At 62.3% G+C, this 21,615-nt stretch carries 21 protein-coding genes; 3 read left to right on the top strand and 18 right to left on the bottom strand.

The annotated features are described in order from the left end of the window. Positions 1-3 precede the first annotated feature (3 nt). The 4 genes from IB279_RS26420 to IB279_RS26405 all read right to left on the bottom strand — a co-directional run bounded on the left by IB279_RS26420 (position 4) and on the right by IB279_RS26405 (position 3,468). A complete protein-coding gene (locus IB279_RS26420) occupies positions 4-840 on the bottom strand; it encodes an ABC transporter ATP-binding protein (RefSeq protein ID WP_060604870.1) in 837 nt (278 codons plus the stop codon). 14 nt (positions 841-854) lie between these two features. After that, a complete protein-coding gene (locus IB279_RS26415) occupies positions 855-1,184 on the bottom strand; it encodes a ferredoxin family protein (RefSeq protein ID WP_060582850.1) in 330 nt (109 codons plus the stop codon). 3 nt (positions 1,185-1,187) lie between these two features. Then, positions 1,188-2,816: an FAD-binding protein gene (locus tag IB279_RS26410; RefSeq protein ID WP_113188442.1), complete on the bottom strand. Its 1,629-nt coding sequence runs from the start codon at positions 2,814-2,816 to the stop codon at positions 1,188-1,190. Positions 2,817-2,880: 64 nt separating this feature from the next. Beyond that, complete coding sequence (locus IB279_RS26405) at positions 2,881-3,468, bottom strand: thioredoxin family protein (RefSeq protein ID WP_060604876.1); 588 nt, start codon at positions 3,466-3,468, stop codon at positions 2,881-2,883. Between the two features lie 511 nt (positions 3,469-3,979). Between IB279_RS26405 and IB279_RS26400 the strand changes: the two genes are divergently transcribed. Further along, on the top strand, positions 3,980-4,720 hold the full coding sequence (locus IB279_RS26400) for a Crp/Fnr family transcriptional regulator (RefSeq protein ID WP_192340019.1): 741 nt from the start codon (positions 3,980-3,982) through the stop codon (positions 4,718-4,720). A gap of 19 nt (positions 4,721-4,739) precedes the next feature. Here the strand turns inward: IB279_RS26400 and IB279_RS26395 are convergent, their stop codons facing one another. The 9 genes from IB279_RS26395 to IB279_RS26355 form a co-directional block, all read right to left on the bottom strand. Further along, positions 4,740-5,696, bottom strand: a complete 957-nt coding sequence (locus tag IB279_RS26395; protein ID WP_192339989.1) for a HEAT repeat domain-containing protein — start codon at positions 5,694-5,696, stop codon at positions 4,740-4,742. 1 nt (position 5,697) lies between these two features. Next, positions 5,698-5,931 (bottom strand): ferredoxin family protein, encoded by a 234-nt coding sequence (locus IB279_RS26390; protein WP_090299370.1) that lies wholly within the window; start codon positions 5,929-5,931, stop codon positions 5,698-5,700. Positions 5,932-5,943: 12 nt separating this feature from the next. Continuing rightward, positions 5,944-7,680: a fumarate reductase/succinate dehydrogenase flavoprotein subunit gene (locus IB279_RS26385; RefSeq protein ID WP_192339987.1), complete on the bottom strand. Its 1,737-nt coding sequence runs from the start codon at positions 7,678-7,680 to the stop codon at positions 5,944-5,946. Between the two features lie 9 nt (positions 7,681-7,689). Then, the gene (locus tag IB279_RS26380) at positions 7,690-7,977 is read right to left on the bottom strand and encodes a DUF971 domain-containing protein (protein ID WP_034791608.1); all 288 of its coding nucleotides are present in this window, start codon (positions 7,975-7,977) and stop codon (positions 7,690-7,692) included. 217 nt (positions 7,978-8,194) lie between these two features. Continuing rightward, positions 8,195-8,938, bottom strand: coding sequence for an ABC transporter ATP-binding protein (locus tag IB279_RS26375; protein WP_060521248.1), 744 nt, complete (start codon positions 8,936-8,938; stop codon positions 8,195-8,197). Next, a complete protein-coding gene (locus IB279_RS26370; RefSeq protein ID WP_192339985.1) occupies positions 8,935-9,771 on the bottom strand; it encodes an ABC transporter permease subunit in 837 nt (278 codons plus the stop codon). Before IB279_RS26370 ends, IB279_RS26375 begins: the two co-directional genes overlap by 4 nt. Continuing rightward, positions 9,771-10,724, bottom strand: coding sequence for a sulfonate ABC transporter substrate-binding protein (locus IB279_RS26365; protein WP_060521249.1), 954 nt, complete (start codon positions 10,722-10,724; stop codon positions 9,771-9,773). Before IB279_RS26365 ends, IB279_RS26370 begins: the two co-directional genes overlap by 1 nt. Before the next feature lie 220 nt (positions 10,725-10,944). Further along, positions 10,945-12,168 carry an acyl-CoA dehydrogenase family protein gene (locus tag IB279_RS26360; protein WP_113135867.1) on the bottom strand — a complete coding sequence of 408 codons (1,224 nt, stop codon included), beginning with the start codon at positions 12,166-12,168 and terminating at the stop codon, positions 10,945-10,947. A gap of 91 nt (positions 12,169-12,259) precedes the next feature. Continuing rightward, positions 12,260-13,891, bottom strand: a complete 1,632-nt coding sequence (locus IB279_RS26355; protein WP_034791602.1) for an ABC transporter substrate-binding protein — start codon at positions 13,889-13,891, stop codon at positions 12,260-12,262. A 349-nt stretch (positions 13,892-14,240) separates the two neighbouring features. Between IB279_RS26355 and IB279_RS26350 the strand changes: the two genes are divergently transcribed. Next, complete coding sequence (locus IB279_RS26350) at positions 14,241-15,341, top strand: LLM class flavin-dependent oxidoreductase (protein WP_034791588.1); 1,101 nt, start codon at positions 14,241-14,243, stop codon at positions 15,339-15,341. Then, entirely contained in the window at positions 15,338-16,291 is a 954-nt protein-coding gene (locus tag IB279_RS26345; protein ID WP_246802123.1) for an amidohydrolase family protein, read from the top strand. The genes IB279_RS26350 and IB279_RS26345 overlap by 4 nt, the downstream gene beginning before the upstream one ends. Before the next feature lie 88 nt (positions 16,292-16,379). Here the strand turns inward: IB279_RS26345 and IB279_RS26340 are convergent, their stop codons facing one another. Genes IB279_RS26340 through IB279_RS26320 form a run of 5 tightly spaced genes read right to left on the bottom strand, consistent with a single transcriptional unit; the run spans position 16,380 to position 21,363 of the window. Continuing rightward, positions 16,380-17,441 (bottom strand): aldo/keto reductase, encoded by a 1,062-nt coding sequence (locus IB279_RS26340; protein WP_034791585.1) that lies wholly within the window; start codon positions 17,439-17,441, stop codon positions 16,380-16,382. Positions 17,442-17,455: 14 nt separating this feature from the next. Continuing rightward, complete coding sequence (locus IB279_RS26335) at positions 17,456-18,400, bottom strand: ABC transporter ATP-binding protein (RefSeq protein ID WP_034791583.1); 945 nt, start codon at positions 18,398-18,400, stop codon at positions 17,456-17,458. After that, positions 18,378-19,376 (bottom strand): ABC transporter ATP-binding protein, encoded by a 999-nt coding sequence (locus tag IB279_RS26330; RefSeq protein WP_060521254.1) that lies wholly within the window; start codon positions 19,374-19,376, stop codon positions 18,378-18,380. The genes IB279_RS26335 and IB279_RS26330 overlap by 23 nt, the downstream gene beginning before the upstream one ends. 2 nt (positions 19,377-19,378) lie before the next feature. After that, the gene (locus IB279_RS26325) at positions 19,379-20,377 is read right to left on the bottom strand and encodes an ABC transporter permease (protein WP_089045360.1); all 999 of its coding nucleotides are present in this window, start codon (positions 20,375-20,377) and stop codon (positions 19,379-19,381) included. Then, positions 20,377-21,363, bottom strand: coding sequence for an ABC transporter permease (locus IB279_RS26320; protein WP_192339983.1), 987 nt, complete (start codon positions 21,361-21,363; stop codon positions 20,377-20,379). The genes IB279_RS26325 and IB279_RS26320 overlap by 1 nt, the downstream gene beginning before the upstream one ends. Between the last annotated feature and the right edge of the window lie 252 nt (positions 21,364-21,615).

The raw sequence follows: 21,615 nt of genomic DNA, 5'->3' as shown, positions 1-21,615 counted from the left end.
CCCTTAGTTGGTATAGTTGGATGCGAGCGCCCAATCGCGCTGGGCCTTGACGACCTCGTCACGCAAGCTTTCCCAGACGCGGCCCCGATAGGCATTGAAGGCCGCGCTGTTGCGGATATCGAGGTCGCGCGGGCGCGGCAGGTCAATCTCGACGATTTCCTTGACGCTCGCCGGGCGCGCGGTCATCACGACCACGCGGTCGGCGAGGTAGATCGCCTCGTCGATCGAATGGGTGACAAAGACGACGGTCGTCTTGATCTGTTCCCAAATGCGCAACAGTTCGCTTTGCAGGATGTCGCGCGTCTGGGCGTCAAGAGCCGCGAAGGGCTCGTCCATCAGCAGCACCTGCGGATCGGTGGAGAGCGCCCGGGCGATTGCCACGCGCTGCTGCATGCCGCCGGAAAGCTGCGAGGGGAAGCGGTCTTCGAAGCCCTTGAGGCCGAAGAGATGCAGGAAATGACGTGCCTTCTCGCGACGCTCCGCCGCCGGCACACCACGCACCTCCAGGGCATATTCGATGTTCTGCAGCGCCGTTCGCCAGGGAAAAAGCGCATATTGCTGGAAGACATAGGCGGTGCGGGCATGCGGTTTGGAGACCTCGATGCCGTCGATGCGGGCGACGCCCGAGGTCGCTTCGGTCAATCCGGCAATGACATCGAGCAGCACCGACTTGCCGCTGCCGGACGGCCCGACCAGCGTGATGAATTCGCCGCGTTTGATGGTCAGGTCGACGCCATCCAGCACCGCAATGCGGCTCGAGGCGACGCCGTCCACCGTTACGGTCTGGCCCTGTTTGAGCGTAAAGGTCTTGCGCAGCGCGCTGACGGCTATGCGTTCCAAGGTCGAACTCCCTTTCAAACCTGCGCCACGCGGATGTGACGGGTCGGATCATCTTGCGCGCCGCCGGCGCGGCCGCGGTTCCACCCGAGCGAGCGGGCGTAGGCGCCAAAAAGGTCGCGTTCCAGCACCTCGGCCTCCGCGATGCCTGTCGGTCCGTGCGCCGCCTCGGCGACATAGAGCGCATCCGTCGGACAATAGATTTCGCAGAGAAAACAGGTTTGGCAGTCGTCTTGCCGGGCAATGATCGGCAGACCCGTTTCGTCGCGATCGAAGACGAAGGCGGGACAGATCCGTTCGCAGATATCGCAGCGGATGCAGCGGTCGGCGGAGATAACCTCGATCATCGCTCAGCCCTCCCGAACCGTCTCGAAAGCGAGGTCTTCACGCACGGCGCTCACCTGATCGAGCCCGGAGACGACGATGCGGCTCGCCTGCCCGTCGTCTTCGGTGGGAAAGTCACTCCGGCGGTGCACGCCCCGGCTTTCCGTGCGCAAGAGCGCAGCCGCGACCGTCCAGCGGGCGCTCGCCGTAACCGACGCCACCTCTCGTGCGCGAAGTCGGTCGATGCCGACCGCGGGCTTTGCCTGGTTGAGGCCGGCCCACACGCCTTCCAGAATGCGGTGACTTGTCTCCAGGGCGCTGGCCTTGCGCCAGTAACTCCTGTCGAGCGGCACGATCTCCTCGTGCACCGCGCGGGCGGCGGCCGCGAGATTGACGTCTTCACGTTCGCCGGCGCCGCGCAAACCCGTCGACCCGAGCGGCCGCAAGCGCGCGGCATCACGGGACTTTCTGCTGCTCGCATGCCGGGCGGCGCCGTGACCGGCCCACCAGCCGCTGGCAATCGCCCAGGAGGCATTGATGGCGCCGCCACCGGAAACCCCACCCGTCACGTTTTCGCGGCTCGCCGCGTCGCCGGCGGCGTAAAGCCCGGTAATGCCGGTGCCACAGTCGGACGAGACGATGCGGATACCGCCGGTGCCGCGCACGGTGCCCTCGTATTTGAGGTCGACCCGGAACAGGTGCTCGAAGGGATTGATCCCCATCCGGTCGTAAGGCTGAAAACAGTTCGGCTGGCCACGACGCAGCCAGTCCTGCATCGCGGGTTCGGCAAGATCGAGCCGGGCATAGACCGGGCCGGACAGCAGGGCCTCGGCCACTTGCCGCTCGCCGCCGCCGATACCGTTCGTCACCGGCTCACCGCGGGCGTCGCGCAGCACCTCGCCGTTCTCTCGGTAGAAGGTCGCCCAGCGAAAAGGCAAACCCTTGTTCAGCGAGGAACCGTGCGGGGCGAGCGTGTATTTGCCGGTGAATTCCATGCCGGAAAGGGACGCGCCGGCCTCTGCGGCGAAGAGATAGCCATCACCGGTGAGCCCCGTGCCACCGAGGATGCGTTCGAAGAAGGCGCAGCCGCCGGTGGCAAGCACGACGGCACCGGCCGATACGGAGAAGCTTGCGCCATTGCGGCGAGAAAGCCCCGCAGCCCCCCCGACATGATGATCGTCGCCAAGCAGTTCCAGGATAGGATGGTGGTCAAGGATCGTGACACCGGCCTTGTGCACACGCTGGCGCATGAAGCGCATGTAGTCAGGACCGCGCAGGTTGGCGATATAGAGGTTGCCATCCTCTTCGCTCGGAAAGGGATAGCCCCATTCGACGAGCTTCAGGAGGTTTTCGTAGGCGCGGTCAGCCGCGCGCAACATCCAGCGACGATCGGCAAGGCCGGCAGTGCGCTTGAAACGCTGCTCGACCGAGGCTGCGCGCCCTTCTCCCGGCGGCACACACCACGTTCCCGTATTGGACGGAGCCGTGGCACCGCTCGTGCCGTGATAACCCTTGTCAGCCAAGACGACGCGCGCGCCGGTCTCGGCAGCGGAAAGCGCCGCCCAGGCGGCGGCGGGGCCCCCACCGACAACCAGCACGTCCGTTTCGATGTGGCGCCCGTCTTCGGTGGGCTGTTCCTTGCGACGCGATGCCATGATGTCCCGGTGTAGAAAAGGAAGCGTTGGCCGGCTGTACGGCCGGCCGTTTCACGATTGCGGATCAGGCTGCGGTGGAGAACCAGGACGGTTCGTTGCCAGCCGACCACTTGATGTTGCAGCCGATCGAGGGCACCTGGCCGGCGCCGACAGCTTCGCCCTTCAGGACCGCGTCGACCGCAGCGCGCAGATCCGCACCCGTCACATCCTTGCCGTTGCCGGGCCGGGCTTCGTCGAACTGGCCGTGATAGGCAAGCTTGCGATCTCGGTCATAGAGAAAAAAGTCCGGAGTGCAGGCGGCACCAAAGGCCTTGGCGACACTTTGCGACGCGTCCTTCAGATAGGGGAAGCCATAGCCGTGAGTCTTTGCCTCTACACCAATCCGCTCCAGCGTTTCTTCCGGATGCGCCTTGGCGTCGTTGCTGTTGATCGCGACGACGGCAAGCCCCTGCGTGGCATGGTCGCGCGCAAATTTCGCCAGTTCCTCGCGGATCAACACCACGAAGGGGCAGCGGTTGGAGATGAAGGCGACGAGCAGCGCCGGGCTGTCCTTGAACTCGGCCAACGTGAACAGGTTGCCATCGGCATCGGGCAACGTGAAGTCCGCCGCGCGGGTTCCAAGCGTAATGGGATTGGATTCGGTTTTGGGCATGGTATCCTCCTGGCAAGCCAATAGAAATATTACCTCATAAAACACATAGATTTTATAGATATCAATTTTCTCCGGATTGCAGGCAGCGGAGATAATCTTGCTGCGCAAGGACACAAGGCTCGGATTCTCGTTTCGGAGTGGCGGTCTTTTGGCAGCGCGCGCCTCGGTCGATCTCGCGAAATTCTACGGCGCATGAGCGGACAACAATCGGTCCAGGCGCGAACCACGCCCCCGGCCAGGCTCATCTCGCAAAACGAGCAGACGCGTGGCGACTTTCACAGGGGGGAGCGTGCGGCGCCCCAGGAAGGCCTCCTGACTCTGGCGCTTCAAACATCGATTCGACGAAAATCTTCCAAGTCCAGTTCCGAAACCGCGATTATTTTTCTTCTTAATTGGTAGATTTTCTATAATTTAAAAGCGATCTACGCTGTGGAAGGAGAGCGATGTGAGCCTCGACGTCCGCGTGACCGCCAATCAGGATGCACGCCCGAAACACGCCCCCTCGGTTGATCTGCCGGCCCCGGCCATTCTTCCCGGCGATCAGGCCCTTTTCTTGAGTGAAGGTATCGGCGGGCTCGACGAAGGAGCGCATTTTCTCGATGCCCTCGCCCCCGACGAATGGACGAGGCTGAGAGCGCAGGGCCGCCAGCTTTCGTTTCGAACGGGTGAAGCAATCTTCAACCAGGGCGACGGGCACGGCGGTATCTTCATCATCGAAGCCGGCGACGTCAGGGTCTTTTACACCGCACCGTCGGGGCGCGAGATCACATTGGCCTACTGGACGAAGGGCCATTTTATCGGCGGCCCGGAAATGACGGGCGGCGGGGTGCACATCTGGTCGGGAGAAGCTCTTAGCGACTGTCGTATCCTCTTCCTTCCCGCGCCAGCGCTGAAGAAGCTGGTCGTCGAGATGCCAAATTTCGCGCTCTGTCTCCTGCAGGGGCTGGCCGCCAAGGGACGGTGCTATTCGGCTATGGCGCAGATGCTGGGCACCCGCTCCGTCATCGAACGCCTTGCCCAGTTCCTGATCAATCTCGGCGATCTGCACGGGGTGCGGGACGGGCGAGCCATCATCATCAACGCGAAGGTCACCCATGACCAGATCGCAGCCATGGTCGGTTCGACCCGCCAATGGGTGACGATGATGATGAAGCGGTTCCAGAAGGACGGACTTCTATCCGTGTCGCCGCGCCACATTCGCATCGAGCGCCCGCATGCCTTGATGGAGATTGTGTCGAAGCGCGGCGCGTGAGATTGCGCTTCGATCGCAATCAAGCAATCCGGGTCAGCGCCCAGCGCACCGTTTTTCGCACATCCGGATCCGTGTCGGAGGCATGGGCCATCAGCGGCTCGCGAGCCGATGGATCGGCAATCTCGCCGAGCGCTGCCGCGGCCTCCTTGCGGAGCGACGGCAGGTCGCTCGCAAGCTGCGCCGCTATATCGGCCACGGCCGATTGCGCCTTCAGGCTCCCGAGCGCGCCAAGACACTTCTGGCGGACCTGCCAGTAGTCGTCCGCCAATCCCGCAACGAGACCGCCGACGGCAAATGCCTGGCCGATCCTCCCGAGCGATTGCGCCGCGGCCGCCCTCACCTGCCAGACATCGTCCCGTAGCGCCACAGCAACTGCGGTGGCCGCTGCGACCTGTTTTGTGAACGACAGGGCGTTGACCGCCTCCGCACGGACAGAAGCGTCGGCGTCGCGCGTGGCTGCGATCAATGATGGCAGCGTTTCTTCGAGCTTGAGATAGGCGATCACTCCCAGCGCCTCGGCCCGCACCTGAGCGCTTTCGTCCGACATTGCTTTAAGTGCGGGACCAAGCGCTGCGCGTGAGCGCAGTCCCTTCATTCCGCGAAAACCGGATGCGCGCACAAAAGGGTCCGGATGTGTAGGCAACGAAAGGAGCGCGGGAACCGCAGACGGATCCTTCAACTCGGCAAGGCTGTCCGCCGCAGCAGAAGCTACCGATCTATCCAGATCAATCAGGAGTTTCGCCAGCCCGCTGGCGGCATCGATCGTGTCGAAATCGCCGAGTGCCATCGCCACCTGAAGGCGCACGTTCGCATCGTTGTCTCCAACCATCGCCAGCAGATGCAGGAGACTGTCCGGCATCGCCGTCTCGGCAAGATCGATGACGGCGAGGCGGCGAACGGCGGGATCCGCATCAGCGAGACGGCCGACAATTTCATCGGCATTGCCGAAATCCTCGAATGGATCGAACGTCGCCATGTCAGCGCAACAGGTAGGGGATGTTGACGGTAACGGCGCCCGTCGGGCAATCCGTCTCACACGGCATGCAATACCAGCATTCGTCGAACTTCATGTAGGCCTTGCCGGTGAGGTCGCTGATACGCAAGACATCGAGCGGGCAAACCTCGACGCAGACGGTGCAGCCCTTGTCGGCGATGCATTTCGCTTCGTCGACGACGACGGGAACTGTGGTGGGGGAAAGTGCAAACGGCATGGCTCTCCTCGATCAGGCTTGGTTCGAAACGCGCAGACGCTCGTAGGCCGTCCGCTCTTCGGTCTCGATAGGAACGATGTAGGGCTCAATGGCGCGCTTCTCGGAGCTCATGCGGCCATTCACCTTGCGAAGCAGCGTGTGGCAGAACCAGTTCTCGTCGTCCTTTTCGGGATAATCGATCCGGTTGTGATAAAGGCCCCAGCGGCTTTCGGTCCGATAGAGCGATGCATGGGCGGCCATGTCCGCGCAATCGAGGATGGACGACACCTCCAATGACCGCATCAGCTCATGCGCGTTGCGCGCGACGAGGGCTGTCTCAAGGTCGTCCCTGGCCTCGGCCAATCGTTGCTGGCCGATCTGCATCCGAACCGTCACCTTGGGCGGCTGCAGGTAGTCGTTGACGAGGCGCCGCACCTTGTATTCGAGCTGGTTGGGGGGAATTCCGTCGTCACGACGCGTCGGCGCCAGAACGCGCTCGCGCTCGAGCCGCACGAAGTCGGGATCGTAGTCCGGAAGGTCGGTTTCCAATGCCACCTCTGCCGCATGCTCTCCAGCCACCGCCCCGTTTGTGAAGGCTCCGAGCATGTAGTTGTGCGGCACGCTTGCCATGTCACCGGCAGCATAAAGGCCAGGCACGGTCGTGCGCGCATATTCGTCGACGAAGACGCCTGATGCGCTGTGGCCGGAGCAGAAACCGATCTCGGAAATGTGCATCTCGATCATCTTGTCGCGATAGTCGGTGCCACGCGCCGCATGAAACCGCCCACGGGAGGGGCGCTCGACCCGATGCAGGATGTCTTCGATCTCGCCGACCGTGTCGGGATGGAGATGGTTGAGCTTCAGGAAGACAGGGCCTTTTCCCGATTGCAGCTCATTGTAAAACTCCTGCATCATCTGCCCGGACCAATAGTCACTTTCGATGAACCTCTTGCCCTCGTTGTTGGCGGTGTAGGCGCCGAACGGACCGGCGACGTAAGCGCAGGCGGGACCGTTATAGTCCTTGATCAGCGGATTGATCTGGTAGCATTCGAGGTTCGCGAGCGCCGCCCCGGCATGATAGGCCATGGCATAGCCATCCCCGGAGTTCGTGGGATTCTCGTAGGTGCCGAACAGATAGCCCGAATGCGGCAGGCCGAGCCTGCCGGCCGCTCCCATGCACAGGATCACCGCCTTGGCCCGAAGCACGAGAAATTCCGCCGTGCGGGTGTTGACGGCAACGGCACCGGCGATGCGACCATCCTTCGCCGTCAGCAACCGCGTGGCCATGAAGCGGTTGGAAATCAGGATGCGCTCGCGTTTCAGCTGGCGATAGAGCGCCTTCTTGACCGTTTCGCCATTCGGCATCGGCAACACATAAGTGCCGAGGTGATGGACCTTCTTCAGGTCGTAGTCGCCGTTGGCATTCCTCTGGAAGCGGATGCCGAAGCGATCCAGTTCCTGGATGATGTCGTAGCAGCGTGATGCGTAGTTGAAGACCGGCGCCTGATCGACGATGCCATCGTTGGCGATCGTGATTTCCTTCGTGTACTGCTCCGGTGTCGCATAGCCCGGCACGACGGCGTTGTTCAGCCCGTCCATGCCCATCGAGATTGCGCCGGATCGTTTCACGTTGGCTTTTTCCAGCAACACGACGTTCAGCGCAGGGTTCTTCTGCTTCGCCTTCAAGGCCGCCATCGGACCGGCGGTTCCGCCGCCGATCACCAGGACATCGCAGGCAACTTCCGACAGGCCGTCAATAAAATCGTCCATGCTTCTTCCTCAAAACGTAGAGTCGGCGATCGCGCGCAGGTAGGGCCAGGGGTAGATGCCGCGATCATGGCCGTCGGAAAAAACCAGCCGGATCGCGTAGGTGCCGATTGGCTCTGCACCGCTGAGGGTGACGGCATCATAGGAACCAGCGCGCCCTTCGATATCCGCGCGCACCTGGCTGGCAGCGCGGCTGCGCGCCCGCAACACGGTCGCCGGGATATGAGAAACCGCCCCATCGTCCCACGTGACAGCGAGACTGCTGCGTGCAGCATTGACCTTGAGACTGATAGCGATCATGGGCGCTCCTTGATGGTTCGACCATTTTAGGAAGGTGGGGGCCCCGCACACGCAATAAATTGCCTTGGCATTTCGATAGGGATCCTGTCGCAGCCGAACGAGATAACCACGAACGCGCGCCAACGCCCGTAAGGCCGGGCGACGAAGCGCACGTCCGCACCCGGCGCCCACGATCGTGGCCGCAAACCCCAACGCTCGCCGGCAGTCAAATCGAACGCTACACGGCCTCAAGTATCTGACGCTGCAAATCGACCGCACGGGGGTCAGCCAGCTCCCGCCGCGGACGCTCGAGATCGATGTCGATATCGAGCGCGATTGCCCCTTCCCGCAGCACCACCACACGGTCGGCCAGCGCCACCGCCTCTGCGACGTCGTGGGTGATCAGCACGGTGGTAAAACCTCGACCCGTCCAGATCCCCTCGAGCAGGCGATGCATTTCAATGCGCGTGAGCGCATCGAGCGCGCCGAAAGGTTCATCGAGCAACAGGATCTGCGGCGCACTGACGAGGGCGCGGGCGAGAGCCACGCGCTGACGCTGGCCGCCGGAAAGTACACTCGGCCAATCGTTTTCACGTCCCCCCAACCCCACGTCCGCGAGCGCTCGACGGGCAGTTTCCTGCCAGTTCTGGCCGCGGGCGATGCCGACGTTCTCGATAACCCGCTGCCAGGGAACAAGGCGCGCCTCCTGGAAAAGCAGGCGCACGGACGCAAGGGTGCGGTCAACCTTTTGCCCGGCGATACTGACGCGGCCCGCTGTTGCCGCATCAAGACCGGCGATCAGCCGCAACAAGGTTGATTTGCCGCCACCCGACCTTCCGACGACGGCAAGAAACTGGCCCGCGGGAACTTCCAGGTTGAAACTGTCGAGGACGTTGAGCTGGCCGAAAGACTTTTCGACCCGCGACAGCGAAATCGGGAGACCGCCGTCACTATCCCTCACATGGGCCTGCAGGGCACTCATTGTCGGCCCCCCTGCTTCAACTGATAGGCCGGATGCCATACGAGAACGCGCTTCTCAATCGAACGGGTCACAACATCAGCGAATTTTCCGAGAAGCGCATAGACGATAATGCCGAGCAGGACGACGTCGGTCTGCAGGAACTCCCGCGCGTTCATCGTCATGTATCCAATGCCGTTCGTCGATGAAATCGTTTCAGCGACGATCAGCGTCAGCCACATGAAACCGAGAGCATAGCGCAGGCCGACCAGGATGGAGGGCAGCGCGCCGGGAAGAATGATGCGGCGGATCAGCGCCCTGCGGTCGAGCCCGTAGACGGACGCCATTTCAACGATCTGAGGGTCGATGGTTCGCACGCCATAGAAGGTGTTGATGTAGATCGGGAAAAAGACGCCGATCGAAACCAGAAAGATCTTGGCGGTTTCATCGATACCGAACCAGAGGATCACGAGCGGGATCAAGGCAAGATGCGGGATGTTGCGCACCATCTGGACGGTGCTGTCGAGGAGGATTTCGGCCGGTTTCCACAGACCGGTAACGACGCCGGCGACGAAGCCGAGCCCGCCGCCGATCGCAAGGCCTATGAAGGCCCGACGGGTGGAGGCGAGCGTATGGAAAAGAAGCGAGCCATCAAGCAACGACCGCCAGAAGGCCGCAGCAATCGTCGTCGGCGCCGGCATGAGGCGGGCGGTGACGAGACCCGTGCGCGCCGCAATTTCCCAAACGACGAGAAGCGCAAGCGGAAGAGCCCATGGAGCCAGCCCGCTCCACAGGTTCTTCAGATTGGGCCTGCGGGCTTCGCCGGTAGCAATACCGGCTACCGACACGTCCACCATCAGGCACCGCCTTTGCGCACGACGTCCGCGATCGAGATCTTGTTCGGGATCAGGCCGAGTTCGAAGAAGGTATCGGCGATCGTCTGTTGCTGTTTGACGATGCCCTCATCAAGAGCCTTCACGCCGTACGATTGTCGCTGCAGCGCGACGGCCAGCACGTCCGCGGGAATGCCAACGGAAGGCGAAAGTTCGGCGGCCGCGGCGGCCGGATTGGCCTTCGCCCATTCGTCGATCTCTGCAACGGCCTCGATCACCGTATCGACGGCCTCGGGATGGCCGTCCACGAATGGCTTTGCGCCCAGGTAGAACTGGTGGTTGGGTACGATCCCTTCGCCGTTTCGAAGTTCGCGTGCCTCGATCGCGAGCTCGGCTGCAGCCTGGAACGGGTCCCAGATCACCCAGGCATCGACGGCGCCCTGTTCAAAGGCAGCGCGGGCGTCGGCGGGCGGAAGGAAGGAGGTCTTGATGTCGCTATAGTTGAGACCAGCCTCCTCCAGCGCCTTCACCAGGAGGAAGTGCACGTTCGAACCCTTGTTAAGGGCGACGGTCTTACCCTTGAGATCCGAAACCTTCTGGATGGGGCTACCCTTCGGCACGAGGATCGCCTCGCCGCGCGGCGCCGGCGGTTCATGGGCGATATAGACCAGCGGCGCGCCGGCCGCCTGCGCGAAGATCGGCGGCGTTTCTCCCGTCGTACCGAAATCGACTGCGCCGACATTCAAGGCTTCGAGAAGTTGCGGGCCCGCCGGGAATTCTGCCCATGTGACCGTGTAGCCGATCTTCTCCAGCTTCTTCTCCAGAAGACCCTTTCCCTTGAGCAGCACAAGCGTGCCGTATTTCTGGTAGCCAATGCGGATCACTTTGTCGGAGGCTGCTGCGGGAGCGACCTCAAGAAGCGGCACCGTAAACAGGGCCGCAAGCGCTATCGAGAAAAGGCGTCTGGAAATCATCATGACGTTCTCCTGTGCGAAAGGTGTATATTAGCACATATAATCGATAGATTTCACCTTCATTCTAGAGCGCCCTTTCCAAGCTTACCGCCGCGCGTAGTTTTTTCTCCTCACGCCTGGGACTTTGCGACGATAGAGCTTCCAACCATCGGCTCAGTTGAGCGCCGAAGCGACCGTCAGCAAGCCGACCAGACCGCAGGCGCTGCCAGACAGGTGTGTGCAGTCAAAACACCCTTCCTTCTCTCAGATGCGTGGTCGTGCCGTTCAGCAGGTAGTCGCCCAGCACACGCGACTTATGCAGGAGCGGGTTGTGGTTGAGAACGGTGCGGATGTTGCGCCAGTGCCGATCGAAGTTGTTGCCGCGCGAAGTCGCCGAGCCACCGCCGAGCTCGAACATGCGCTCAGCGCTTCGCAATCCGAGCTGGCCAAGAACAAGCTGCGCTCGCGCTGTCGTCAGCGCGCTCTCGATCAAGGCGTCCTCGATCTCGGCATCGTTGCTGCTGCCCAAGGCGGCTACCGTCCGGTCGAGCGCAACCGCGGCGGCGGCAACCGCCGTGTCGATCGCGAAGGAATTGGCGGCGATTTCGCCGATCACCTGCTGCACGAACGGATCCTGATTGGCCGTTTCGGCGCTGCTGTGGGCGGCAGATCGCGCTTGGCTGCGAACATAGGCAAGGCCGTCCGAAAGGACGTTGCGCACCGCGCCGGCAGCACTTGCCGCCAGATGCAACTGGCGCAGCGTCGAGCAGTGGCGACCGACGAGATTGTCGAGGGCGCGCCGGGCCAATTCGTGCGGAAACACCTCGACATTGTCGAGGATGACGCCGCCGCTGGCGGTCAGGCGCTGCCCCATGCCATCCCAATCGTCAAGAATGGTAATGCCCTGCCGGTCGACCGGCAGGAGAACACCAACGGCCTGCCCCTCCTCGTCCAGCGCGCTGAACGAAGCGAAGTCGGCAAAGGCTGTTCCCGTGGCATACCATTTGCGGCCGTTGAGCCTGTAGGTGTCGCCCTTTCTGGCGATCGTCGTCGTCACCTGGCCGGGGCGAGCCGTGCCTTGCTCGGTATGGGCGCCGCCAAAAAGCTTGCCGCCCAGAATAAGCTCGACTGCACCGGCATCCCGCTCACGAGGCTCGCTGAGGATAACGTTTTCGACATAGTTGAAATGGGACCGGAGCGCGTGGGCGACGTTGGAATCGGCAGCACCGATCGCCGCGATCATCTCGATGTAATCGGCAACAGAACCGCCCGGCCCGCCGAGCGCCGCCGGGATGCGCAGGGTTCCAAGTTCCAGCTCGCGGAAAAGCTTGAAGGCTTCGAAGGGAAGTTGACGCGACAGGTCTCGTTCGGACGCGCCCTTGGCGACTTCGGCCACGAAGCCGGGAATGCGCGCGAGAAGCTGCGCGCGTGTTGGGCGGGAAACAGTCAGCACCTTGGTTATCGTCACACGTCAACTCCGACACTGAAGAAAAAGAGAGTGCAGCCAGGGTCCGCTCCGGCTGCACTCGCGCCTTCGACGACTACGTCGTCGAGATCATTTACGATTGCCCGTCGAGATAGATGCCTGCCCCATTGCTCCAGAGATGCTCGACGCCGAGCTTCAGGTTCTTTACCCGCTTGTCGTAGACGGTGATGACAGCCGGGGTGACGATGTCGAGCGTCGGCAGATCCTGAACCACCAGTTTCTGGAACTCGTTGAAGAGCTGCAGGCGCTTCTTCGGATCGATCTCGACGGCGGCCGTTTCGAGCAGTCGATCGACGTCCGGGTTCGAATACTTGGAGCCGTTGGTGAAGGGCACGCCCGGCTTGAAGTTCTTCGACCAGTAGAGCCGCTGAACACCGACGGTCGGGTCGTAGAGGTTACTCATGCCTTCAATGGCGATATCGAAGTCGCGATCGGTGAAGACGCGCTTGACGAAAGTCGCAAAGTCCTGGGTTCGCAGCTCTACCTTGATGCCCACTTTGGCAAGGGCCTGGGCGATGTATTCCGCGGTCTGCTTGGGAGGACCGGAAGGCTGGGTCGGATCGATGAACAGCTTGAAGCGGAAACCGTCGGCGCCCCGCGCATAACCTGCCTCGTCGAGGAGCTTTTCGGCCTTGGCCGGGTCGAACTCGTATTTGGGAAGGTCCGGAGTGTAGAACTTCGCGAGATCCGGGCTGACAGGCCCGTCGAGCCGCGTTGCATAGCCGAGGTAGACGGTATTGACGATGAAGTCCTTGTCGACCGCGTGCGCGATCGCATGGCGCACCTTGATGTCGGCAAGATACTTGTTTTCGAGATTGAACTCGGCGCGGGCGATGCTCGGCGAATAGGGTGCCGGATCGGTATCGACGACGAGGTTCGGGTTGGCCTTCAGCCGGTCGATGTCGGTGAGCGGCAGGTTGGCCGTCGAGACCTGCACCTCGCCGGTCTCGATCGCAGCGACGGCTGCCGCCGGATCGATGATGAAGCGGAAGATGATCTGATCAAGGTAGGGTTTGGGCGAACCCCAATAGTCCTCGTTGCGCACGAAAAGCGCATGGCTTCCGCGCACCCATTCGACGAACTTGTAGGGGCCGGTGCCGACAGGCGCGACGTTGTGCGGGTTTTCCGCAATCTTTGTGCCTTCATAGAGGTGCTTCGGGACGATTGGCGCCTCGAAGCTTGCAAAGGCGGTCAAAAGGTAAGGAGCCGGCTTGGCAAGGATCAATTCGACCTCATGCGAATTGAGAATATTGGCCTCCTTCACATGGGCAAAGGTCGCCCGACCACGTGGGTGGTTTTCCTTAAGCGCCAGGATCGAAAAGGCGACGTCTTCGGCCGTGAAATCCTTGCCGTCGTGCCAACGGACACCCTGGCGCAGCTTGAACCAGTAGCGCAGGCCGTCTTCGCTGACCGTCCACTCGGTGGCGAGCAGCGGCTGAGGATTGAAGTCCTTGTCATAGGTGAGCAGGCTCTCGGTCGCCTTGCCGCTGATGTAGTAGGCAGCGCCGGCGCTATGGGCGATAAGGACGAGAACTGGCGGTTCGGTGCCGATGTTGATCGATACGCTGCCGCCGCGCGGCGGCTCGTCTGCCGCGAGCGAGGGCACCGGCAGCATTGGAACGGCAATCGCGCTCGCCAGCGCAACGGAGGAAAGGAGGAACGCGCGCCGCGTCGGCTTGAAAGTCCCGTTGTGTCTTGCTGTCATCTGAGTATCCCCTAGCAGGCGAAGCACAGGCAACGCCGATTTCTCCAGCACCCCTGTCAGGGTGTTAGCCAGACTTTATAAAATCTACTATATTTATCGAGATAGTGTAATTCTAAAGTCCAGGGCTTTTCTGAAAAAAGCTACTCAGGCCGAAGCCTTTGCCGGACCGGCGATGTGCACGCACACAGGATGAGTGTCTGTAAAAGCCGCCTTGGTGGAGGAAAAGTTCCCGAAGGGCCCATCGCACGACAATCCATCCCAAGATCGGTGGGCAAAAAGCAATCGACAAAATACATATGATAAATAGATTATTGCGATCTGCGCGCCCAGCATTCTGAAGGAGTTCTCCATGCGTCCCGAATTCATCGGCCATACGTCCAACAGGGAAGGGTCCGACATCGTGCCGGCCTCCGGTCCGGTCATCGACAAGACCTATATTCGCAATCACGTGCAGGCCGCGGAGGCCGCCGGCATCGATCGTCTGCTGATCGGCCAGTTCGCGCAATGGCCCGACAACAACCAGATCGCCGCCTATGTCTTCAGCCAGACCGACCGGATCGGGGCGCTGCTTGCCCACCGGCCCGGCCTGATGGCCCCGACACTCGGCGCGCGCCAGCTTGCCACCCTCGATCAGTTCTCCGAGGGCCGCTTGTGGGTGCATATCATCACCGGCGGATCCGACACGGACCAGGCTCGCGACGGCGACTTCGAGGATCACGACACCCGCTATGCCCGCACCGACGAGTATCTGCAGGTGCTGAGGAAAGTCTGGGAGAGCGATCAGCCCTTCGATCACGAGGGGCGCTTCTACAGGTTCAAGGGCGCCTATAGCCAGGTAAAGCCGTTCCAGAAGCCCCGTATCCCGATTTCCTTCGGCGGTTCGTCCGATGCGGCGATCGCCGTTGCCGGTAAGCACGCCGATATTTATGCGCTCTGGGGCGAACCGCTCGACGGCGCACGGGAAACCATCGGCAAGGTACGCACAGCGGCGATTGCCAATGGTCGCGCGGCAGACGATATCCGCTTCACCCTCGCCTTTCGCACCGTCGTGGCTGAGACCGAAGACGCCGCCTGGGCAAAGGCGGCCGATATCCTCGAGAAGGTCAAGTCACAGGTCGCGCGCTCGGCCGGCGGCAACGGCGAGAAGCTGCCATCTAACGTCGGTTCTGTTCGCCTGCGGCAGGCCGCCAGCCGCGGCAAGGTGCTGGACAAGCGGCTCTGGACCGAAGTCGCAGAAGCGAGTGGCGCCGGCGGAAATTCGACAGCTCTTGTCGGGACACCCGAACAGGTCGCCGACGCCATCCTCGACTATTACGACGCGGGCGTTTCCAACTTCCTCGTTCGGGGCTTCTACCCGACAGAAGATACCGTCACCTATGGGCGTGATGTCGTGCCGCTGGTCAAAGCTGGCATTGCTGAACGCCAAGCGAGAAAGGTTGCCGCCGAATGACCGCTCCGCTCGATATCGTCGACATCCATGCCCATCTCTGGCCGCCAGCCTGGCGTCCCGGAGGCAAATACGAAAAGCCCGCTGGCGCATTTTCGCCGGAGATACATCGAAAAATCACGACGCCTCAGGCGCTGGTCGACGAACTTGAACAAGGCGGCGTATCGCTCGCTGTGGTCACGGCGACGATCGAAAGCCTCTTCGGATTGGAGGCAAGCATACCGCTTGAAGCCGTCCGGGAGGCCAACGACTGGCTTGCGACGCTTTCGCGCGAGCATTCTACCCTCACCGGATTTGCCGTCGTCGATGCCTTTGCCGGCGACGAAGCGGCCCGCGAAGCCGAGCGGGCAATCGTCGAGCTCGGTCTTTCAGGACTGGTGATTGACAGTTCACGCGCCAGCAAGTTCATCGCCGATCCCGCCGTCCGCCCCACGCTCGAAGTTGCGGCGCGCCACAGGGTTCCGGTTTTCGTGCATCCCGTCGCCCACCCGGACGCCGGCGTTCTGATCGACGGCGCCGGCAATCTCGGCAACTCGCTCGGGCGTGGATTGATGAACGGCGTCGCCTTCCTGTCGGTCATCCAGTCTCCGCTTCTTGACGAACTGCCAGACCTGCATCTGGTCTTTGCAACGCTCGGTCTGGGCGCGATTGTCCAGGCGGCACGCGGCGGCATCTATGCTCGCTCTGCCAGGGAAGCGGGGCGACGGCCCAATATCTACTTCGACACGATGGGGCATGATCCGGACATCGTACGCACGCTGACAGGCTTTTTCGGCGCAGACCTCGTGCTTGCCGGCACGGACTGGCCAATTCTTCCTGCGCTCGATGCGGACGCGTTGCGGCAGAGCTTGGAGCAAGCGGGACTAAGCGATCAGGAGGCACGTCTCGTTGCTGGCGGCAACGCCCGGCGCCTTCTCGGCCTCAGGCACCAGCAGGCCGTAGCTGCGGAATAGTCACGCGCAAAACGAAGCCCCGGATCGATGATCCGGGGCTCTTTGCAACAGGATGGCACTGGTCGGGAGGTACCCAGCCAGGCCCCTCTCAAGCGACGCGCTGCGAGCGGGCGAGCGGGATGATCTCGGCTTCGCCCGCGCCGGACCGCGGCTCACGGCCTTCGAGCGGGTGGCCCGGATCCGTGAAGCCCGGTGTCGACGGATGACCGGGCGCGACCAGGCGATCAACCAGCGCCTCGTCTTCCGCATCGAGCTTGACGTCCAGCGCGCGGATATAGCCATCCCAATGCTCTTCCGTGCGGGGCCCTGCGATGGTCGAGGTGATCAGCCGGTTGTTCAGCACCCAGGCGAGCGCGAAATCGGCGGCAGCAATTCCCTTGGCCTTCGCGTGTGCGGCAATCTCCTTGGCGATCGCCACCGATTCTTCGCGAAACTCCACGTCATGCATGCGCTTGTCGCCGCGTCCGGCGCGGGTATCGGCAGCTGGCGCTTCGCCGGGATTGTACTTGCCCGTCAGAACGCCGCGGGCGAGCGGGCTGTAGGACACAGCACCCAGTCCATAGGCTGCAGCCGCCGGCAGCTGCTCGGCCTCGGCGGTGCGGTTGACGATGTTATAGAGTGGCTGGCTTGCGATCGGCCGATCGATGCCGAGCTGGTCGGCGAGATGGGCGACTTCCGCAATGCGCCATCCCCGGAAGTTTGAGACCCCGAAATAGCGCAGCTTGCCGGCCTTGATCAGGTCGGCGATCGCCCGCACCGGCTCTTCGAGCGGCGCATCGAAGACGGCGCGATGAAAGTAGAGGATATCGATGTAGTCCGTGCCGAGATTGCGCAGCGAGTTTTCGACAGTCTGATAGACCCATTTGCGCGAATAGCCCCCGAGGTTCGGCCCCTTCGCACGCGAATTGACGAACTTCGTTGCCACCACCCAATGGTCGCGGTTGGCCTTGATGCCGCGCCCGACCACCTCTTCCGACTTCCCGTCGTGGTAGACGTCGGCCGTGTCGATGAAGTTGATGCCCTGCTCGCGCGCCTTGTCGATGATGCGGAAGGCAACGTCGTCAGGCGTCTGGTTGCCGAACATCATGGATCCGAGCGTCAGCGGCGACACTTTGAGGGCGCTGCGCCCAAGATAGCGATACTCAACCATTCAAGTTCTCCATTTCAGTTGATCTGGTCCGCGACATGACAGGCCACCTGATGGCCCGGTTTGATGGCGCGGAATTCGGGTTCGGTGACGCGGCAGAGGTCCGTCGCCAGCGGGCAGCGGGTGTGGAACCGACAGCCCGACGGAATGTCGCTCGGGCTCGGCAGATCGCCGCCAAGGGGAGCCGCCTGCCGCGGCCGCGAGGGATCGGGAACCGCAGCCATCAAAGCGCGCGTGTAGGGATGGCGCGGGTCCGACCAGAGCGTCTCATTGTCGGCGCTTTCCACGATCCGGCCGAGATACATGACCAAAACCCGGTCGCAGAAATAACGCACCACAGACAGGTCATGGCTGATGAAAAGATAGGAAAGACCGAACTCCTTCTTCATCTCCACCAAAAGGTTCAGGATCTGCGCCTGGATCGACAGGTCGAGCGCCGATACGGGCTCGTCGCAAACGATCAGGTCCGGGTTGAGCAGCAGCGCGCGGGCAATGCCGATCCTTTGCCGCTGGCCGCCCGAGAATTCGTGCGGATAGCGATTGATGGCATCGGCGGGCAGCCCGACCTTGGAGATGATGCCGGCAACGGTGTCACGCCGCTGCGCTCGGCTGCCGGCCCTGTGCACGATCAGAGGCGCCTCCAGGATTTCACCGATCGTGTGGCGCGGATTGAGCGACGCGAAGGGATCCTGAAAGATCATCTGGATCGACTTGCGCACGTTCCTGAGCCGACCCTGGTCAAGTCTCGTGATGTCTTCGCCCTTGAATTCGATCCGCCCCTCGGTCGGATCGACCAGGCGCAAAAGCGTCTTGCCAAGCGTCGACTTGCCACAGCCGCTTTCGCCGACAAGCCCGACGGTTTCACCGCGCTCGACCACGAGATCGACGCCATCGACGGAGCGCAAGAGGCCGTCGCGCGTCTTGTAGTGTGTCTTCAGATCAGAGGCTGAGATGAGCGGCATCGGGCACGGCCTTGAGGGACGAAGTGAACGGGCAGGCAACGAGCCTCTCCGGCGTCTGAGCAATCAGCGGCGGCACCTGATGGCCGCAGCTCGCACGCGCCTGGCGACAGCGCGGCCTGAAGGGACAGCCGGCCTCGCCGGCCGCCGAGACGATCGACCCGGGGATCTCCGTCAAGCGGCCGCTCAGATAGTGAAGGTCGTTCTTTAGCCGTGGCGAGGCCGAAAGCAGCCCGCGCGTATAGGGATGCAGCGGATCGTTGAAGAGATCTCCGGGCAAGGCCTGCTCGACCTTGCGGCCGGCATACATGACGACGACCTTGTCGGCCCATTGCGCGACGACGCCGAGGTCGTGGGTGATCAACACCACAGCCATCTGAAGCTCGCGCCTGAGCGTGTCGAGCAGGTCGAGCACCTGCGCCTGGATCGTCACGTCGAGCGCCGTCGTCGGTTCGTCGGCGATCAGCAACTTTGGCCGGCACGCAACCGCCATGGCAATCATCACCCGCTGGCGCATGCCGCCCGACAGCTGATGCGGATAATCGTCGACCCGCTTTTCGGCGGCAGGAATACGCACGAGCTTCAAAAGTTCGATCGCGCGTTCCCGCGCCGCTCGACCTGAAAGCTTCTCGTGCACCTTCAGCACTTCGCCGATCTGCCGGCCGATCGACATGACCGGATTGAGGCTCGTCATCGGCTCCTGAAAGATCATGGCGATGTCGCGCCCGCGCAGCTGCCGCATCTCACGCGCATCGAGCCCCAGAAGATCGCGGTCGTCAAAGACGATGCGGCCGCTGGTCACCCGTGCTGCGCGCGGCAGCAACTGCATCAGCGCGAGCGCGGTCAACGATTTGCCCGAACCGGACTCGCCGACGATCGCCAGCGTCTCCCCCGCCCCCACCTCGAACGAGAGATTTCTGACTGGCTCGGCACGCGGAAAGCCGATGGTGAGGTCTTCGACCTGGAGCAGCGGCGCCATCGTCAGCGATCCCCAGTGAAACGGGGGTTAAGGGCATCGTTCAGCCCGTCGCCGATGAGATTGAGCGCAAGCACCGTAAAGACGATGGCGAGGCCCGGAAGGGCCGTCAGGTACCAGGCGGTCCGGACCAGTTCGCGACCGGTACCGATCATCGAGCCCCAGCTCACGACATTGGGGTCGCCGAGACCCATGAAGGAAAGTGCGGATTCCATCAGGATTGCGGTGGCGACCATGACCGATGACGTCACGATAATCGGCGGCAGCGCGTTGGGCAGGATCTCGCGGAAGATGATCCGTCCATGGCCAAAGCCGAGACTGCGGGCGGCCATGACGAAATCCTTCTCTCGGATCGCACGAAACTCGGCCCTGGTCAGCCTTGCCACCGTCGGCCAGGAAATGACGGCGATCGCAAGCGTCACCGTTGTTGCCGAGGGCTGGACGATCGCGACCAGAACGACGAGCAGCACGAAGCTCGGCAAGGTCTGGAAGATCTCGATCAGCCGCACCAGGAGATCGTCGATCCAGCCGCCGAAGTAACCGGCGATCGCGCCGACGATCACGCCGAAGGTGAGACCGAGCGCTGTTGCCATCAGCCCCACGAACAGGGAAATGCGCGAGCCATGCAGGATGCCAGCGAGCACGTCGCGGCCGAGCGCGTCCGTGCCGAGCGGGAAAGCCGGATCCTGGCCCGGCCACAGGAACGGTTTTCCGACCATCGACAGCGGGTCGTCGGGATAAAGCACTGGAGCCAGCAGCGCGACGGCGATCACAAGCGCAAGGAAGGCCGTTCCGAACAGGGCATTGGGGTTGGCCAGAAAGACCTTGAGGGCCCTTCGCCCATTGGTAATGGCGACCGCAGTGCTCTGCTGGGAGCGCGCATCGGGCGCCTTTACGTTGGACCAGGACGGGCGCTCCGGCGCGGTAGCCTGCTCGCTCGTGGCAGGAGCGGCATAGGCGCCGCCCGTAACCGCTGGGAAAGCTCCGAAGTCGGTGGCGGACATCAGCGCGCTCCAATTCGAGGGTCGAGCCAGGCGTGGACAAGGTCCACCGTGGCATTGGCAATGATGACGAGAAGTGAGGACAGAAGCAGGATGCCGAGGAGCACGGTGAAATCCCGGCCCATGACCGCCTCGAAGGCGAGCCTGCCAAGGCCCGGCCAGCTGTAGACGGTTTCCACCACCACGGCGCCGCCGAGCATGCCGCCGATGTGCATGCCGGCCATGGTCGTGATCGGGATCAACGCGTTTCGCAAGATATGCCTCGCGGTGACGCCATAAGGCGTCAGCCCCTTGGCATAGGCAGTGCGGACAAAGTCCTGGTTTTTGACTTCGAGCATGGCGGCGCGCGTCAGCCGCGCATAGATCGCGACGTAGAAAAGCGCGAGCGACGTTGCCGGGAGCACCATGTAGCGGGCCTTGTCGAAGAGCGCCGGGAACCCTTTCAGCTGGGATCCGATCGTGCCTGCACCCCCGGTCGGCAACCAGCCGAGCTTGACCGAGAAGAGCACGATCAGCATCAGGCCGATCCAGAAACTCGGGATCGAATAGAAGAGCAGCGAGAAGATCGACAAAAGCCGATCGGGGATCCGCCCCGCAAACGTCTCCATCAGCGATCCGAGGATGACACCGAGGACGATCGCGATGACGAGTGCCACCGCCATCAGCGTCAATGTTCCGGGCAGGCGCTGCGCAATCAGGTCGGCGACCGGCATGCCGTAGCGCGGGGAAAATCCAAGGCTGAATTGCGCGAGGTTGCCGAGATAGGTGGCCAATTGCTCGAGCACCGGACTATCCAGGCCGAAGCGGGCTCTCAGTGCCGCAACGCTTTCTTCGGTCGCCGAACCCGCCTCGCCGGCAAGCACATCGGCCGCGTCGCCGGGAGCCAGCTGCAAAAGGAAAAAGTTCAGGATCACAATTCCAAGGATCGTTGGAACTGCCTGCAGAAGCGTTCGTCGAAGCGTTCGCGCAATTCTGATCAGCACCGGCATCGATGTCGCCTCTCCGTTTGGCTGTCCGCCAACAGCGAACCTTCACCTCGGCCTGACCTTGTCGCCGCGGATGATTTTTATAGTTGACTAATTACATAGGCTTTGTCAAATCTGTTTTAGTAATTTCACCCTGAGAGTGACCATTAGCAGGAACGTCATTCCTACAATATGTCGTGAACGGCGCCAGTCTGGGAAATCTAATCCGAAATCAGTACAGCTAATAGCAATGACCGACTAGGAAGAGCCACTCCA

This window comes from Ensifer sp. ENS06, from assembly GCF_014852205.1.
In the GTDB taxonomy this organism is placed as follows: domain Bacteria; phylum Pseudomonadota; class Alphaproteobacteria; order Rhizobiales; family Rhizobiaceae; genus Ensifer; species Ensifer adhaerens.
The sequence above is the reverse complement of the archived record's forward strand: the minus strand, read 5'-3'. Positions and strand labels throughout refer to the sequence as shown.